This window comes from Citrobacter sp. Cb031, from assembly GCF_030336725.1.
GTDB lineage: Bacteria > Pseudomonadota > Gammaproteobacteria > Enterobacterales > Enterobacteriaceae > Citrobacter > Citrobacter braakii.
Map to the genome: position 1 here is coordinate 495,147 of NZ_JAOWDA010000021.1, position 16,903 is coordinate 512,049.

The 16,903-nt window shown below is 51.0% G+C and carries 14 protein-coding genes; 8 read left to right on the forward strand and 6 right to left on the reverse strand.

Features of this window, described 5'->3' with window-relative positions:
* Positions 1 to 200: 200 nt before the first annotated feature.
* Entirely contained in the window at positions 201 to 1,055 is an 855-nt protein-coding gene (gene rclR / locus OGV93_RS06800; RefSeq protein ID WP_101699772.1) for a reactive chlorine-specific transcriptional regulator RclR, read from the forward strand.
* A 57-nt stretch (positions 1,056 to 1,112) separates the two neighbouring features.
* On the opposite strand, the gene OGV93_RS06805 is transcribed toward rclR, so the two are convergent.
* The 4 genes from OGV93_RS06805 to OGV93_RS06820 all read right to left on the reverse strand — a co-directional run bounded on the left by OGV93_RS06805 (position 1,113) and on the right by OGV93_RS06820 (position 7,393).
* Entirely contained in the window at positions 1,113 to 4,250 is a 3,138-nt protein-coding gene (locus tag OGV93_RS06805; protein ID WP_287109461.1) for a CusA/CzcA family heavy metal efflux RND transporter, read from the reverse strand.
* A gap of 11 nt (positions 4,251 to 4,261) precedes the next feature.
* Positions 4,262 to 5,554, reverse strand: a complete 1,293-nt coding sequence (locus OGV93_RS06810; protein WP_101699769.1) for an efflux RND transporter periplasmic adaptor subunit — start codon at positions 5,552 to 5,554, stop codon at positions 4,262 to 4,264.
* Between the two features lie 76 nt (positions 5,555 to 5,630).
* Positions 5,631 to 5,978 carry a cation efflux system protein CusF gene (gene cusF, locus OGV93_RS06815; protein WP_046275176.1) on the reverse strand — a complete coding sequence of 116 codons (348 nt, stop codon included), beginning with the start codon at positions 5,976 to 5,978 and terminating at the stop codon, positions 5,631 to 5,633.
* Between the two features lie 32 nt (positions 5,979 to 6,010).
* Positions 6,011 to 7,393 (reverse strand): efflux transporter outer membrane subunit, encoded by a 1,383-nt coding sequence (locus tag OGV93_RS06820; protein ID WP_065554217.1) that lies wholly within the window; start codon positions 7,391 to 7,393, stop codon positions 6,011 to 6,013.
* A 195-nt stretch (positions 7,394 to 7,588) separates the two neighbouring features.
* Here OGV93_RS06820 and cusR point away from each other — a divergent pair, with 195 nt between their 5' ends.
* From cusR to OGV93_RS06850, 6 genes are all read left to right on the forward strand, one after another.
* The gene (cusR, locus tag OGV93_RS06825) at positions 7,589 to 8,272 is read left to right on the forward strand and encodes a copper response regulator transcription factor CusR (protein ID WP_016152149.1); all 684 of its coding nucleotides are present in this window, start codon (positions 7,589 to 7,591) and stop codon (positions 8,270 to 8,272) included.
* Positions 8,262 to 9,713 (forward strand): Cu(+)/Ag(+) sensor histidine kinase, encoded by a 1,452-nt coding sequence (locus OGV93_RS06830; RefSeq protein ID WP_016155923.1) that lies wholly within the window; start codon positions 8,262 to 8,264, stop codon positions 9,711 to 9,713. Before cusR ends, OGV93_RS06830 begins: the two co-directional genes overlap by 11 nt.
* Positions 9,714 to 9,959: 246 nt before the next feature.
* Positions 9,960 to 10,286 carry a PcoE/SilE family metal-binding protein gene (locus OGV93_RS06835; protein ID WP_353622496.1) on the forward strand — a complete coding sequence of 109 codons (327 nt, stop codon included), beginning with the start codon at positions 9,960 to 9,962 and terminating at the stop codon, positions 10,284 to 10,286.
* Between the two features lie 368 nt (positions 10,287 to 10,654).
* A complete protein-coding gene (locus OGV93_RS06840; RefSeq protein WP_287109463.1) occupies positions 10,655 to 11,161 on the forward strand; it encodes a hypothetical protein in 507 nt (168 codons plus the stop codon).
* Between the two features lie 14 nt (positions 11,162 to 11,175).
* Positions 11,176 to 11,427 carry a membrane lipoprotein lipid attachment site-containing protein gene (locus OGV93_RS06845; RefSeq protein ID WP_016152145.1) on the forward strand — a complete coding sequence of 84 codons (252 nt, stop codon included), beginning with the start codon at positions 11,176 to 11,178 and terminating at the stop codon, positions 11,425 to 11,427.
* 80 nt (positions 11,428 to 11,507) lie between these two features.
* On the forward strand, positions 11,508 to 12,311 hold the full coding sequence (locus OGV93_RS06850; protein ID WP_287109464.1) for an MBL fold metallo-hydrolase: 804 nt from the start codon (positions 11,508 to 11,510) through the stop codon (positions 12,309 to 12,311).
* 69 nt (positions 12,312 to 12,380) lie between these two features.
* On the opposite strand, the gene OGV93_RS06855 is transcribed toward OGV93_RS06850, so the two are convergent.
* Complete coding sequence (locus tag OGV93_RS06855; protein WP_047501839.1) at positions 12,381 to 14,825, reverse strand: trimethylamine-N-oxide reductase 2; 2,445 nt, start codon at positions 14,823 to 14,825, stop codon at positions 12,381 to 12,383.
* A 20-nt stretch (positions 14,826 to 14,845) separates the two neighbouring features.
* Positions 14,846 to 15,940, reverse strand: a complete 1,095-nt coding sequence (locus OGV93_RS06860) for a NapC/NirT family cytochrome c (protein ID WP_016155916.1) — start codon at positions 15,938 to 15,940, stop codon at positions 14,846 to 14,848.
* 528 nt (positions 15,941 to 16,468) lie between these two features.
* Between OGV93_RS06860 and uspF the strand changes: the two genes are divergently transcribed.
* Complete coding sequence (gene uspF, locus OGV93_RS06865) at positions 16,469 to 16,897, forward strand: universal stress protein UspF (protein WP_016152141.1); 429 nt, start codon at positions 16,469 to 16,471, stop codon at positions 16,895 to 16,897.
* Positions 16,898 to 16,903: the final 6 nt, after the last annotated feature.

The following is a 16,903-nucleotide window of genomic DNA, read 5'->3' on the forward strand; positions in this document are numbered from 1 at the left end:
ACTGAAGTATAGGTTTAACGATGCATGAACAATGTATCCATATCGCGCAAATTACTGTCAAATCGTCTAAATCACTACTATCTATCTTCCACTCAATCCATCGAGGAAATAAACTAATACCATAAATTTATTTAATAAATAATGAGTAACAGCGTTACTTCATCTCGACAAGCATCAACAAGAACTGCTCAGGAGTCTTTATGGATGCACTTAGCCGATTACTTATGCTTAACGACCCGCAGGGCTCGATTGATCAAAACTGCCTGCTGAGCAGGGACTGGCAACTGCCGCACGCGGCGGGTGAGCTGTCCGTTATCCGCTGGCATACGGTAACCCAGGGATTTGCTCAACTGGATATGCCAGACGGAACGTCTTCTACGTTACGCCCAGGAACAATAGTCATTCTGCCTCAAAACTCCGCGCATCGGCTGTGCCAAACAGGGGAAGAACAAACGCATATTGTCTGCGGAAGCCTGCGATTGCAGGCATCTTCACGCTATTTTTTAACCGCCCTTCCGGAAATATTAATACTGGCACCAGAAGATAACAGTCCCATTAGCCACTGGCTGAAGGCCATGATTGCGCTGATGCAGCAGGAATACATCAACGATCTGCCTGGCTCCAACATCGTTTGCAGCCAGCAATGCGCTACGCTGTTCGCGTTAGCCGTTCGCGAGTGGCTAGCCCAGCCGACACCCGCTAAAAATGTGCTGAATTTACTGCTGCACCCAAGGCTGGGTGCCGTTGTCTTCATGATGCTGGAGTCACCGGCTTTTCCCTGGACTGTCGAAGAACTGGCAAAGCGTGCCCATATGTCGCGGGCCAGCTTTGCGCAGCTATTCCGTGAAGTATCAAACTCCACGCCGCTGGCGGTGTTAACCGAGCTACGCCTGCAATTCGCCGCCCAGATGCTGTCACGCGGATCGCAGCCGTTGATCGTTATTGCCGAGTCGGTGGGTTACGCCAGCGAATCATCGTTTCACAAAGTCTTTTTACGGGGATTTGGCTGCACGCCGGGCGAGTACCGCAAACGCGTGAAAGCGTTGGCGGCATAACGCACCGCCTGCTTCGGCAACAAAACCGACGCAGGCGAGCGCTTCAAGGCATTACTTTTAGCTACGATGCCTGTGCAGCCACATCAGCTTATAAGCTGCCGGAATAATAAACAGCGACAGCAATGGCGCGGTAATCATGCCGCCAATCATCGGCGCGGCAATGCGGCTCATCACTTCTGAGCCCGCCCCTGTCCCCCACAAGATTGGCAACAGGCCCGCGATAATCACCGCCACGGTCATCGCTTTCGGACGCACGCGCAGCACCGCGCCGTGATACAACGCTTCATCCAGCTTATCCGCCGTAAAGGTTTGCGGATTTTCCAGCGCAGGCTCGGCTTCAATAGCATGGCGCAAGTACATCAGCATCACTACGCCAAACTCCGCGGCAACGCCAGCCAGGGCGATAAACCCGGTTCCGGTCGCAACCGACATATGGAACCCCATCCAGTAGAGGAACCAGATCCCTCCTACCAGCGCAAAGGGCACGCTGGTGATAATCAGCAGCGCTTCACCAAAACGACGGAAAGCCAGATAAAGCAGGACGAAGATAATCATCAGCGTCATCGGCACCATCAGTTTGAGCTTATGGCTGGCGCGTTCAAGCAGCTCGAACTGCCCGGAAAACGCCACGCTGGTCCCCGGCTTTAACTGTACGTTTTCAGCGATCGCTTTTTTCAGATCGTTCACCACCGAAACCATGTCACGGTCGCGGGCGTCGATATAAATCCAACTGGTGGGTCGCGCATCTTCGGTTTTCAACATCGACGGACCAGAAACCACTGTCACATCTGCAACATCAGCCAGCGTGATTTGCTGCTTCATGGGCGTCAGAATAGGCAGATTACGCAGCGCTTCCGGGCTATCACGATAGCTCTGCGCATAGCGAAGGTTAATCGGATAACGTGCAATCCCTTCCACCGTTTCGCCCACCATCGCGCCTCCTACCGCGGAGGTGACAAACAGCTGTACCGCGCCAACGGTCATACCGTAGCGGGCTGCTTTCTCCCGATTAATGTCCACATTAATATAGCGCCCGCCCACCAGCCGCTCAGCCAGCGCCGAAGCGACGCCCGGCACGGTTCTGGCTACCTCTTCGATTTGTTCCGCCGTGGCGTCGATATCAGCCAGAACATTACCTGACACCTTTATCCCAATCGGGCTTTTGATGCCGGTAGAAAGCATGTCGATACGGTTACGAATAGGCGGAACCCACAGATTCGCCAGCCCTGGCAAGCGCACGGTTTTGTCGAGTTCGGCGATGATTTTGTCCATCGTCATCCCCGGACGCCACTGATCCTGCGGCTTCAGTTGGATCGTTGTTTCGACCATTTCCAGCGGCGCGGAATCCGTTGCGGTTTCCGCCTTACCGGTTTTACCAAACACGCGCGCCACTTCCGGAACGGTCATGATCAGCTTGTCGGTTTTTTGCAGCATATCCGCCGCCTGCGCCGCCGAAATCCCCGGCAGGGTTGACGGCATATACAGTAGATCGCCTTCGTTAATCTGCGGCAGGAATTCACCACCGACTTTATTCAGCGGGTAGATAACCGTCAGTATCGAAAGCACCGCCACCAGCAAGGTGGTTTTAGGCCAATGCAGCACCTTCAACAACAGCGGATGATAAATACGGATCAGGAAACGGTTAAGCGGGTTACTGCTTTCCGCCGGTATTTTGCCACGGATCCAGAACCCCATCAGGATCGGAATGACGACAATAGCCAGAAACGCCGCACCTGCCATGGCATACGTTTTGGTGAACGCCAGCGGGCCGAACAGTCGCCCCTCTTGCCCCTCGAGCGTGAAAATAGGGATAAACGACAGGGTGATAATCAGCAAGCTGATGAACAATGCCGGGCCGACCTCTACCGAGGCATCGGTAATAACCTTCCAGCGCGTTGCGTTATCCAGTTTTTCATCCGGATGCTGATGTCCCCACTCTTCAAGCCGCTTATGGGCGTTTTCAATCATCACGATCGCGGCATCGACCATCGCCCCGACGGCAATGGCAATGCCCCCAAGCGACATGATATTGGCGTTCAGCCCCTGGAAATGCATCACGATAAACGCGATACACAGTCCCAGCGGCAGGGAAATAATCGCCACCAGCGCCGAACGCAGATGCCACAGGAACAGCGCGCACACCAGCGCAACAACGATAAACTCTTCCAGCAGCTTATAGCTCAGGTTATCAATAGCGCGATCGATGAGCTGACTGCGATCGTATGTTGTAACTACCTCAACGCCTTCCGGCAGGCTGCTTTTCAGCGTGTCGAGTTTGGCTTTAACGGCGGAGATCACTTCACGTGCATTTTTACCGGAACGCAGAATTACCACCCCGCCCGCCACTTCGCCTTCACCATTCAGTTCGGCGATCCCACGGCGCATTTCCGGCCCAATCTGCACACGCGCGACATCGCGCAGGTAAACAGGTACACCGTCGGCCCCTGTTTTCAGGACGATATTATTGAAGTCATCAAGCGTTTGTAGATACCCACTGGCGCGGACCATATATTCCGCTTCAGCCATCTCAACAGACGAGCCGCCCGCCTCCTGATTCGACGTATCCAGTGCAGATTTCACCTCCGCCAGGCTGATGCCATATTGCGTCAGCTTCATCGGGTCGATAACAACCAGGTACTGTTTAACCACGCCGCCTACCGAGGCCACCTCTGCCACGTTCGGAATCGTTTTTAACTCATACTTTAAAAACCAGTCCTGAAGAGTACGTAACTCTGCCAAATCGTGTTTACCGCTGCGATCGACCAGCGCATATTCAAAGATCCAGCCGACGCCCGTGGCGTCCGGTCCCATCTCCGCGCTGACCCCTGCCGGTAATTTCCCCTGAACCTGGTTGAGATACTCCAGTACGCGCGAGCGCGCCCAGTAAGGATCGGTGCCATCTTCGAAAATGACGTACACATAGGAATCACCAAACTGCGAGAAACCACGCACGGTCTTCGCGCCCGGTACCGACAGCATGGTGGTGGTCAGCGGGTAAGTCACCTGATTTTCGACGATTTGCGGTGCCTGCCCTGGATAGCTGGTTTTGACGATCACCTGAACATCAGAGAGATCGGGCAACGCATCAACCGGGGTATTAATGATAGTCCAGGTTCCCCAGATACTGAGAAACAGCGCCCCCATCATCACCAGAAAACGGTTTGCCACCGAACGGCGGATAATCCATTCAATCATTTATCATGTCCTCAGTGTGAATGGGTCGCCTGGGCTGGCTTTGCGGATGCGTCTTGCGCACCACTGTTCTGCGCGCGCATACGGTCCAGTGCGCCAGAGATATTCGCCTCGGAATCAATCAGGAACAGACCACTGGACACCACTTTTTCACCTTCAGTCAGGCCTGAGCGGATAGCCGTCAGCCCTTGAGATTCATGGAATACCGCAACCTGCTTCGGTACAAATCGACCTTCGTTATCGACGGTGATCACCCGTTGCTCGGTGCCTGTATCAATCAACGCCTTTGAGGGGATCAGCAGCATCGGTTCACTTTGCGTTTTCAGTTGCAGGTAAGCATTCATCCCCGGCTTGAGCGCCTCATCAGGGTTATTGACCTGCAAGCGGATCTGCAGCGTACGCGTGGAGGCATCGACACTAGGTAAGATATTCCACTTGCTAATGGTGAAAGGCTTATCCGGCCAGGCGGGCACGGTGATGGTAAATTGCGAGGCGTCTTTGATCAGCCAGGCGATAGATTCCGGGACCGACGCGCTGACCCATACCGGGTCCATCCCCTGAATTTTCGCGACCACATTGTCTTTGGAAATGTTCATGCCGGTACGCAAATCGAATGCGGTAATCACCCCATCAATAGGGGCTTTCAGGGTAAAGCGAGTCTGAATTTTACGCGTCGATTTTAAGCGCTGAATATCCGCTTCCGGCATACCGGCCAGACGTAATCTCTCCAGAATCCCTTCCACCTGCGTCGCACTGCCGCCGGTCTCCCGCAGTAACAAATATTCGCTCTGCGCCTCAACCCAGTCGGGAATCGTCAGATCGATAAGCGGCGCACCTTGCTTAATTTTGTCGCCCACGGTTAGCGGGTAAACCTTCTCGATAAAGCCTGCGGAGCGGGCCTGGACAATAACAAACTGGTATTCGTTATAGCTAACGTTAGCCGGGAAAGTTTGCGCATAGTGCAGCGGGCCACGGCGCACAGGTTCTGTTTTCAGACCCAAATTTTGGGTCTGAGTGGGATCGATACGCACGCCAGGCGCTGACGCGCTCGCGGTCTCTTCATCGGCATATTTGGGGATCAGATCCATATCCATAAACGGTGATTTACCCGGCTTATCAAAGCGCGTGTTCGGGTACATGGGGTCATACCAGAACAACACTTTTCTGGCTTCTTTTTGCGAAGCCTGCCCGGTTTCAGCCGTTACGTTTGCTGATGAATAATAAGTATAAATACCGACAGAAATAACCCCTCCGGCAATCATGCCAGCGAGAATAAGCGCGGTATTTTTAATATTTAAAGACGCCATAGTGATTTCCATTGCGCGATAGTCTCACCCGCATTTCGAAGAATCCGGGCAAGAATAAAAGAGACCAGCGAGAACGTTATTTACTGATGTGAATATCGCGTAACACAGAGAGATTTCCCTGCTGAACAAACGTAAACGCAACCTTATCGCCAGGTTTAATATCGTCAGCCTTGGTGTCGGCAACCCGCGTAAAACGCATCGTCATGGCAGGCCAGTTCACCGCGGGAATGGGATCATGCTTGATCGTGATTTTTTTACTTTCTTTATCAATAGCTTCAATCACCCCGGTGGCGCTAATGACGTCTTCCTGTTGGGCCGCTGGCTGCATGTTCATCATCTCGCCATGCTGATGCTCATTGGCCTGAGCGTTAAACATGACCACAGAGAAAAAGCTAAACAACACGGCTTTGGCGGTAGTATTCATACTTGATGCTCCTGAAAAGTTAATATTAAGGATTACTCCACCCAACCGCCGCCTAAGGCAGCAAACAGCTTAATTTCATTAACCTGTTGGGCGTAATTAAGATCGAGCAGCGATTGCTGCGTAGCGAATAAAGAACGTTCAGCGTCCAGTACTTCGATGTAGCTAACCGCACCATTTTGATAAAGCGCTCTGGCGCGTTGTAAGGTGATTTGCAATGACGTCAGGTAGCGCTGCTGACCGCTAATTTGATCGGCAATGCTTTGGCGCAACACCAGCGCATCCGCCACCTCTTTAAACGCGTTCTGAATTTTTTGTTCGTAATTCACCACCGACTGCTGTTGGCGAATTTCAGCGAGGTCGAGATTGGACTGATTACGTCCGGCGTTAAAAATGGGAATATCTATTTTGGGGACAAAATTCCACATGCCGCTGGTCGCATTAAATAAGCTGGAGAGATCGCTGCTGCTGCTGGAAACTGAACTGGTCAAGGTAATCGACGGGAAAAACGCTGCTCGTGCGGCGCCGATATTGGCATTCGCCGCCATTAATCCGTGTTCAGCTTCCAAAATATCCGGGCGCTGCAACAGGATTTGCGACGAGAGCGATGGCGGCAGCGTTACTGGTTTGATATCCCCGCTGCTGCGCATCTGGTCGTTGGGTAATTTCCCGTACGTACCCAGCAACAGTTGCAGCGCGTTGTTCGCCTGCGCCAGTTCACCTTTACGCTTCGCGATTTCGCTGCGCGTGCTTTCAATCACGCCCCGCGCCTGTTCCAGCGCCAGTACGTTGGTGCTTCCGGTCAGCAACTGCTTCTCAACAAAAGCGTAAGAACGCTGATAGTTTTGCAGCGTTTCTTCGGCAATTTGCAGTTGTGCATAAGCCAGACGCTGATTGAAATAACTTTGCGATACGTTGGAGATTAATGAGATGTGTACCGCCCGACGCGCCTCTTCGCTGGCAAAGAAGTTCTGTCGCTCGGCTTCACTCATATTCTTCAGCCGACCAAAGAAGTCCAGATCGAAACTAAGATTGAGTCCAGCTTCGAATTCACGATCGGTGCTGCTATCGCCTTTTAATTTGCCGCTGTAAGTACCACTGGAACCTGCCGTGAGTTGCGGGTAGCGGTCAGCGTCCGTGACGCCATATTGCGCTCTCGCTTCCTGAACTTTTAGCACTGCCATACGTAAATCGCGGTTATTGACCAGCGCCTCGCCGATCAGCGCCTTTACCTGGGAGTCAACGAAGAAGCTCCGCCAGCCCGTGTCCTGATATCCCACCGGTGCAGAAACCAGGGCGTTCTGGCTTAAGGAGAATTGCTGCGGCACAGGCAATGTCGGACGCTGATAGTCCGGCGCCAATGAACAACCGGCGAGAACGAATACAGCGCTGAGGGTAAGAAGCTTAAATTTGCTCATAGTTCTTCTCGTCCTGACCGGACTGATGGCCCTAAAAAATGTAGGAATTTATAGTGTTGTACTTTAACGAAGTGACTCTGTTTAAGCGGTGACAGGAAAATGACAAAACTGTCATTTTCCCAATAACCGATTGCTATCCGATCCCGCTTCCCTAGAATTGAAAGTCAGCACAACCCGTGTGAGAAGGAGAATGCGATGAAGGTGTTGATAGTCGAAGATGAGAAAAAAACCGGTGAATACCTGACGAAAGGCCTGACGGAAGCGGGTTTTGTCGTGGATTTAGCGGATAACGGCCTGAACGGGTACCACCTGGCGATGACCGGCGATTACGACCTGCTCATACTCGACATCATGCTGCCGGATGTAAACGGCTGGGATATCGTACGGATGCTGCGTTCCGCTAACAAAGGGATGCCCATTCTTCTCCTCACCGCGCTGGGTACCATCGAACATCGGGTTAAGGGTCTGGAATTAGGCGCTGATGATTATCTGGTCAAACCGTTCGCCTTCGCCGAACTGCTGGCGCGGGTCAGAACGCTGCTGCGCCGGGGTGCGGCGGTGATTGTCGAAAGCCAGTTTCAGGTCGCGGATTTAATGGTCGATCTGGTCAGCAGAAAAGTCACCCGCAGCGGGACGCGTATTACCCTGACCAGCAAAGAGTTTACCCTGCTTGAGTTTTTCCTGCGTCATCAAGGGGAAGTTTTACCCCGCTCGCTGATCGCTTCCCAGGTCTGGGATATGAATTTTGACAGCGATACCAATGCCATCGACGTCGCCGTTAAGCGTCTGCGCGCCAAAATTGATAACGATTTTGAGCCGAAACTGATTCAGACCGTACGCGGCGTGGGATATATGCTTGAGGTTCCTGATGCCCAGTAAACGATGGCGGCGCCCTTTTTCGCTGGCGACACGACTGACCTTTTTTATCAGTCTGGCGACGATCGCTTCATTTTTCGCCTTTGCATGGATAATGATCCACTCCGTGAAGGTCCATTTCGCCGAGCAGGACATCAATGATTTACAAGAGATCAGCGCCACGCTGGAGCGGATTATTAACCAACCCAACGAGCCGGAATCACGCCGTCTGGAAACGCTAAAAAACGTGGTTGAGGGCTACTCGAACGTCATTATTTCTCTGGAAGACAGTAAGCAGAAAGCCATTTTTCATTCGCCAAATGCGCCGGATCTCCGGCAATTTATCGCCAGCGCAAGACCGGATAAAAATGCCCATGCCAGCGATGTTTTTATTATATCCGGCCCAACACTGCAAACGGCCAAACATATTCACGGACAAAAAACGTCGTCTAACTGGCGAATGATTCGCCTGCCGGTAGGAAAGCTGACTGATGGAAAAGCGGCGTATACGCTGTATCTGGCGTTATCGATCGATTTTCATCTGCACTATATTAACGACCTGAAAAACAAACTGATTATGACGGCATCGCTGATTAGCATGATGATTGTATTTATCGTGCTGTTCGCTGTGTATAAAGGCCATGAACCGATCCGTAATGTCAGTCGGCGCATCCAAAATATCACCTCAAAAGATCTTGATGTGCGCCTCGATCCGCAAGCGGTCCCTATTGAACTGGAACAACTGGTAAGTTCGTTTAATCACATGATCGAACGCATTGAGGATGTATTTAAACGTCAGTCGAACTTCTCGGCGGATATTGCCCATGAGATCCGCACGCCAATAACCAACCTGGTCACACAAACGGAAATTGCGCTCAGCCAAACCCGTAGCCAAAAAGAGCTGGAAGACGTGCTGTATTCCAATCTTGAAGAGTTTGGTCGTATGTCGAAAATGGTAAGCGACATGCTGTTTCTGGCGCAGGCAGACAACAATCAGCTTATCCCGGAAAAGACAGCGCTTAATCTGGCCGATGAGGTTGGTAAAGTGTTCGATTTTTTCGAAGCCTGGGCAGAAGAGCGCGAGGTTGGCTTACGTTTTGAAGGACGCGCATGCTGGGTTTCAGGCGATCCGTTAATGCTACGCCGGGCAATGAGTAATCTGCTTTCAAATGCCATGCGCTACACGCCAAAAGGCGAGTCGGTAACCGTGCGGGTGAAAGAGGCGGATGGCCTGGTCCAGATAGTCGTGGAAAATCCCGGCCCCCCCATTCCCCCACAGCATCTATCGCGGCTATTTGATCGGTTTTATCGGGTTGACCCTTCGCGACAGCGTAAAGGCGAAGGCAGCGGTATTGGCCTGGCGATTGTGAAATCGATTGTTATCGCCCATCAGGGGAAAGTCTCGGTGACATCCGATCAGCTTGCCACCCGATTTATTCTGACGCTGCCCAAGCATGCGATGTAATTTATGGTAATGGCGTTGATACCTTAAACAATTCGAGTTGCAGGAAGGCGGCAAGAGAGGGAATCCCCAGTCACTTACTTAAGTAAATGACTGGGGTGAACGAGCGCAGCCAACGCATATGCAGCTTGAAGTATGAACGATATATATCATCACCGATTCTCTGACATAACCGTCATAGTCCTGTCACGCCGCTGACAGCCCTCACCAATTATAATTTCTTCCGTAAACCCAAACAGGAGAAATATGATGAATAAGATATCCTCTTTTTTCGCTATCGCGTTTTTTATTTCAGTTGGCGTTAATGCGGCAGACACACCCAAAATGCATCAGCAGGCCGCAGCAGCCCATGAAATGATGAATAACAGCAGTGCCCCTGCACATCAACAAATGGCGCAAGAACACGTTGCGCAGACGAAAAATTCAACGTCAACACTATCCCAGGCACGCCCTTTTTCACAAATGAATAAACATGAAAAAGCGATGGTCGTTCACCAGTCAGTGAATAACGGTCATTCATATGCCCATGAGGTTCAGGCCAGGCAGCACCGCGCACAGATCCCCTCGCAAGGGTAACGTTGTCCTGTGTTGAATAAAATGTCCATCAATACACTATGTATGAATATTGCGGACAAAATGTGCCACGCAGGCCTGTACATTTACAAGCCTGCGTTCCTGCCATTAATGTCAATATTAATATTTATTTAAACATTTCATTAAAAAGTAAATATAATTAAGCGTTTTATCTTACTTGTATAAAATACGTAATTCACCTGCTTGTAATGTTGCATATTACAGCCCCCACACCCTCACCATTAATATAAATTAGGATTCCCCCTGGTATGCGTCATTAATATTTAATGGGAGACTGCCGTCGTCGTAAACATGACATTCGAACAGTTCGTATTCCAATAAATAAACTTAATGATGATAGTGAGCAAAAAATGAAAAAACGTCTGCTGACCCTCTTTGTCCTCGGCCTGACAACGGCCACAACGGCATGCGCAATTACCCCGGCAATGCAGAAAAAGTATGAACATTCAGGTTGTACGCAAATGAGTGAACTCAATGGCTGCGATATCAATAAATCCTATCAGTGGAACCGCGATCATGGCTTTATTGAGAACGGCAACAGCCAGCAGAGCCGTCATCATCGTCATGGTGAAGAGCAGCAAAATACCGCTGACCGGGATAACCACGATAATGCCGATATTTACGGCAAATTCAGCGGAAATTACGTAGCCAAATTTGCCAATGGTCAACGCAGCATTGATATTCACGTCGAGGGTTCCAGCGTGTACGTCAATGGTAATGAAGTGCGTGACGTAAATACCTATCAGGATACGATGACCTTCCGTGTCGGCTATGCCACTTACACCATTAAAACGAATGGTCGCGGTAGCTGGAACGACAGCGATGCCGGGAATGCTGGCAAAATTGTGCGCGAGTAACGGATACCGCCACAATGAAAAAACTGATTTCCACGTTGGTTATTATGGCTAGTCTGTCGGGCTGTGCCGAACATCCTTACCTTTCTGCAGCCGCTGCTGGTATTGGGGCCGCAGCAGTTGCCACGGCGATCGCTAATCACAAAAACCGTGAAGCCAACCGTGATAAAGAGCATGAACGCCAGGAGCGCGAGCAAAGGAAGAACCAGCATGCGTGGCGGCATAGTCACCATCACTCCGATGATGACGGCCATTACTATCACCGCTAAGTCAGCACAAAGAGCGCTGCGATCACAGCGCTCTCAACGGTCATGTATTACAGTATGCCGTTTTAATACTGGAGTCAGGCATGGCATTAACCCTCACGGTATTGCTTGAAAACAGGCGCGCTGCGAGCGCAGATAAATCATTACGGGCAAAGCCTGGATTAAGTCTGTTAGTTCAGGATGAAACCACCACCATACTATTTGATACCGGCCCGGACGACAGCTTCATACTTAATGCCGCGCAAATGGGCGTAGACCTGACGCAATTGACCGCCGTGGTTCTTTCGCACGGCCATTACGATCACTGTGGCGGCGTGCCGTGGCTGGCGGATAACAGTCGTATCATTTGCCATCCCCAAATAGCCTGCGAACGGTACGCCTCAATAACCCTGGCGGGAACGCCAAGAAAAATAAAAAAACTCTCGCGTGATAACGACTACTCTCGACTAATCATGGAATACACCCGTGAACCGTTGGCGATCAGCGATCGATTTTTGTGGTCCGGGGAAATTAGTGTCGCCACTCCACAGGCCTATGGCGTTATTAGCGAGAAAACACCTCAACCGGATTACATCAGCGACGAAGGCGTATTGATCTATAAATCTGATCGCGGGTTAGTCATCATTACCGGATGCGGGCATCGGGGAATAGAGAATATCGTACGCCATTGCCAAAACATCACCGGCGTTAACCAAATTTACGCCCTCGTCGGTGGGTTCCATTTACGCACCGCCCCCCCTGCTAAGCTATGGCGAACCCGACAATTTATTAAGCAACAACAACCAGAAAAACTACTCGGCTGTCATTGCACCGGTTCGTGGGGTCGATTGTGGCTACCGGGAACTGACGCCCTGGCAACGGGAGATGTGATTGTGCTGGCAGAGTAACAGCGGTAAGACATTGCCATACCAGCAATAAAAAGCGGGAGCCTTACGGCCCCCGCTTTTCAACCATCATTACAGAGTGACGATTGCTGGCTCATCAAAGACGGTGAGTTTTGGCGCTTCGCCGGTGAATTTCTCTGCGTATACCAGGCTGGTATTCCCCGCGCAGCCATTCGCCAGCCTTGAGGTTGGGATATCCGCCGTCAGCACGTTCGCGCCGCCATTTTTGCAGATACCGTTCTCAATATCTGGCCATGCGCCTTCATGGATACAGATGATTCCCGGTTTGATACCGTCACTGATGTGTGCCCCCACCAGCACCTGTCCACGCGCGTTCCATACGCGTACCAGATCGCCCTCGGCAATACCTCTGGCTTTCGCATCATCCGGGTGAATCGTTACCGGCTCACGATTAGCAATCGCGTACTCTTTGCGCAGCGAAGCGTAGTTCAACTGACTGTGCAGACGATGTGCCGGGTGCGCCGTCAGTAGCTGCAGTTGATCTTTATCCGCAGTTCCTTTCCATTCATCGGGTTCAATCCATGACGCATGCGGCGGACAATCTTTGTATTGATAGCCTTCAATCGTTTTTGAGTAGATTTCTATCTTACCGCTCGGCGTTCCAAGCGCATTCATCACCGGATCGCTGCGGAAATCCGCGTAGCGTACATATTTGTTATTCTTTTCATTCTCACGCATTTCGATCAGTTTGTTTTGCTGCCAAAACGCGTTGAACTGAGGCATCGCGATACGCTGGGCGCGGGCGGCTTTTTGCGCGGCATCATAGAACTGCTTCAGCCAAGCCATTTCATCTTTGCCCTCGGTGTAGACCGCCTTACCGCCAGGCTTGAGCATCTCCGCCAGATCGGCAAATACGTCAAAATCACTGCGTGCTTCAAACTGCGGCTCAATGACCTGCTTCATCGGCACCAGATGTTGGTTACTGTAATCACCGGTCATGGTCAGATCGTTGCGCTCAAACGACGTGGTGATCGGCAGGACTATATCGGCATGTTTGGCCGCTGCGGTCCAGTAGCACTCAGAGATGACAACCAGTTCAGGCTTCTGCCAGGCTTTGATTAAACGGTTAGTATCCTGATGATGGGTAAAGTTAGCGCCGCCCGCCCACCAGATCATTTTGATATCCGGGAAGGTTTGCTCTTTACCGTTATGCTGATATTTGCCGCCTGGATTTTCCAGCGCTTCGACAATTCGCGCTACCGGCAGGCTGATCACCGCATCGGAAACCGCCCAGTCGTTACCCGCAGATGACCCACCCTCAATTTGGGCGGAGATGGCTGGCAATACTCCCCCGGTACGCGTTGGGTTACCGCCGTTGGAATAGTGATAAGAGAATCCGAAACCACCGCCTTCGGTACCAATTTGCCCCAGCATCGCCGCCAGAGTCACCAGCATCCAGTGTTTTTGCTCACCGTATTGCTGGCGCTGAATCCCCCAACCCGCCATGAGCATGGTTTGATTGCTGGAGAAAATTTCCGCCAGCTTCTCCAGTTGCTCAGCAGGCACGCCGCACACGCCGGAAGCCCACTCGGCGGTTTTCTCTATTTTGTCGCTCTTGCCGAGCAAATACTCTTCAAATTGCGGATATCCAGTGGTGTATTTTTCCAGGAAGGCTTTGTCATGGAGATTTTTCTTCACCAGCGTATGGGCGATCCCTAACATCATCGCCACATCGGTCCCCATATGTGGCGCAATCCAGGTTGCATTATCACCAAAGAACTCAATGGTTTCGGAACGCATCGGATCGATGGCGATGACGCTTTTCCCTGATTTCTTCAGCAGATTAAAGTATTCAATCCCCTGTTCATCCGTGCTGCTCCAGGCAATCTTGAGGGTATTGAGCGGGTTCATCCCCCACAGCACCACGACCTGACTGTGCTCAAGCACCATCGGCCAGGTGGTTTGCTGCTCATAGACTTCAACCGATCCCACAACGTAAGGCATGATCACCTGCGCGGCACCGGTTGAATAATCTCCGGTATGACCTGCGTAACCACCGGCCATGCTCATATAGCGTTGCAGTAAGGTTTGCGCTTTATGCAGAACGCCGCTGGAGCGCCAACCATAAGAACCAGCAAATATCGACGCTGGGCCATAGCTGCTACGGATCCGGCTATGCTGCTCATGTATCAGTTTCAGTGCCTGCTCCCAGCTAACCCGCACGAAAGGATCGCTTCCACGTTTACCATCCGCATTACCCGGGTTTTCCAGATAGCTTTTGCGCACCATCGGATATTTTACGCGGATATTGGTATGGACCTGATCCGGCGCGGTTTGCTGTAACGAGTTCGGCACCGTTTTAGGCAACGCGCCTTTTGAGGAAACCACTTTGCCATCTTTTACTTCCACGTATACCGCGCCCCAACGCGCTGCCGTCAGAATCGCTCCGCCATTTTGGCCTTCGGCCCAGGCCGGCATTGGGATCACCGAAGAAATCGCCATTGTCCCGGTTGCCGCGCCGGCCGTCTTAATAAAGTCACGTCTTGTGAGTTTCATGATTTCTCCTGATTTATCGCTTATTTGTTCATGTCTTTAGCGTTGTACTGGAAGTAACGGCTCAGGATATCCAGTTCGTTTTCACTGATATTGGTGCGAGCGCCCATCCCTTTTGCTACTGAAGGCCAGGCGTTGAGCGTGAAATGATTCGCCGGAATTGGCGCATGGCAGCCCGCGCAGTACACATTGTCGAGTTTGCGCGCGTAATCCCACATCGGTTCACGGCTGGCGAGAGCGGAACCGCTCCATTCACCCTGCAGCACGACATCTCGCCACACATTGCCGTAATCATCTTTTTTCCAGTCGGAGAGGATCTTCAGCGATTGCTGACCTTTTTCACTCAGGCTGGCAAGAATCAAACGCTGTCCTGCCGCGTAGTAAATGACCTGTTCATTTCCCTGCATCTGGCTACCGCGAATCTCGACCTGTCGCGTATTGTCCGTTGTTTTCAGAACCTGCATTTTTGTTGCCGGGTAAACGGTTCCCAAATCGCCCAGCGCGGTGTTGCTTACGGCATAAAGCTCTGTTGCCGAAGCAGGGGTGGAGGCTGACTGCGCTTCAAGCCCTTTGAGCGCGCTGTCATCCATTTTTATTTCAGGTGGGAAATGGGCGACGCCTTTGTGGCAATCAATACAGGTTTGCTTTTCCTCAATGCCCATTTTGTGCATTTTCTGGGCCTCCGCGCTTTGTGCGGCAAGATCCATCGCGTCCATGCTGTGACAGCTACGGCAGGTCGCAGAATCGCTCGCTTTTAGCTGTGCCCAGACGGTTTGCGCCATCTCCAGACGGTGTTCTTCAAATTTTTCTGGGGTATCGATTTTTTTGGTTATGAACTGATGATAAACATCTTTTGAGGCCCGCAGTTTAGCCACCAGATAATCCAGGCCGCCCTGGGGGATATGACAATCAGCACACTCTGCACGAATACCTTTCTGATTCTGAAAGTGAACCGAACCGGTATATTCCTCATACGGTGCTTGCATCGTATGGCACGATAAACAGAATTCCGTGCTTGAGGTTTTGTGCAACGTCCATTGCCCTGCCAAAACGATAACAGCACCAAGAACAATGCACAGCAGCATCGTCCCGAGGATGGTTTTATTTATTTTTCTCATCTTTTATTCCCACAAGACGAATACCCTTTAATAGGTAGACAATAATTACCCTAACGCGGTTACTTATTGATATTCATCAAACGCAGAGGGAAATGAGAATCAGCATGTGGGTAAGTTTGAAGGCGCTCGCATAATTAATAAGAACGAAATTAAATATAAAATATCATTTTAAAATCAGATAATTAAACCAAACCAAAGGTTTAATTAACCATTAATTATGGAAACGTCAGAATAAAAATTTGATGAGTGCTGAATGGCATTAAAATTATGCCCTTGGTAATAGCCGCTATATAATAAAATATACAATGGAAAAACATAAAAACGAACCCTTTTCTATTACGAGATAACACGTATTAATGAAGATACCCCTCTTGTGGTTGTGCTCAGATATACATTCACGACAAGACTTGTGACACACACCTATCATTGACGCGCATTTATGCATGCAACCTTGATCTGGTCACTTATTATACAGATTCGATTTTCGCTACACTCTGGGTAGAGGTAAACAAACAGGAGGTAGTGAATATGTATCGCTCAATTCTGGTGCCCATTGATATCTCTGAAACCGATTTAACCCGCCATGTTGTTCCACAGGTCCTGGCGCATGCCAAAACCGCTAAGGTCCACTTTTTAGCCGTTATTCCTACCGTTCCGTTCTATGCCTCGCTGGGGCTGGCTTACTCAACAGAATTCCCGGACAGAAGCGGTCTGCAGGCCAAGGCCAGCGAAAAACTCGAAGAGATTATTAAGCAGTTCAATATTCCTGCAGGCAGGAGTCAGACTCACGTCGTTTACGGCCCGCCGAAGGATCAGATCCTCAAACTGGCGGAAGCGGTTGACGCTGAGCTTATCGTCATTGCCTCACATAAGCCTGGTTTTAGCACTTATCTGCTGGGTTCAACGGCGGCTGCCGTAGTACGCCATGCAAAATGTCCCGTGCTGGTTGTGCGGTGATAGGGT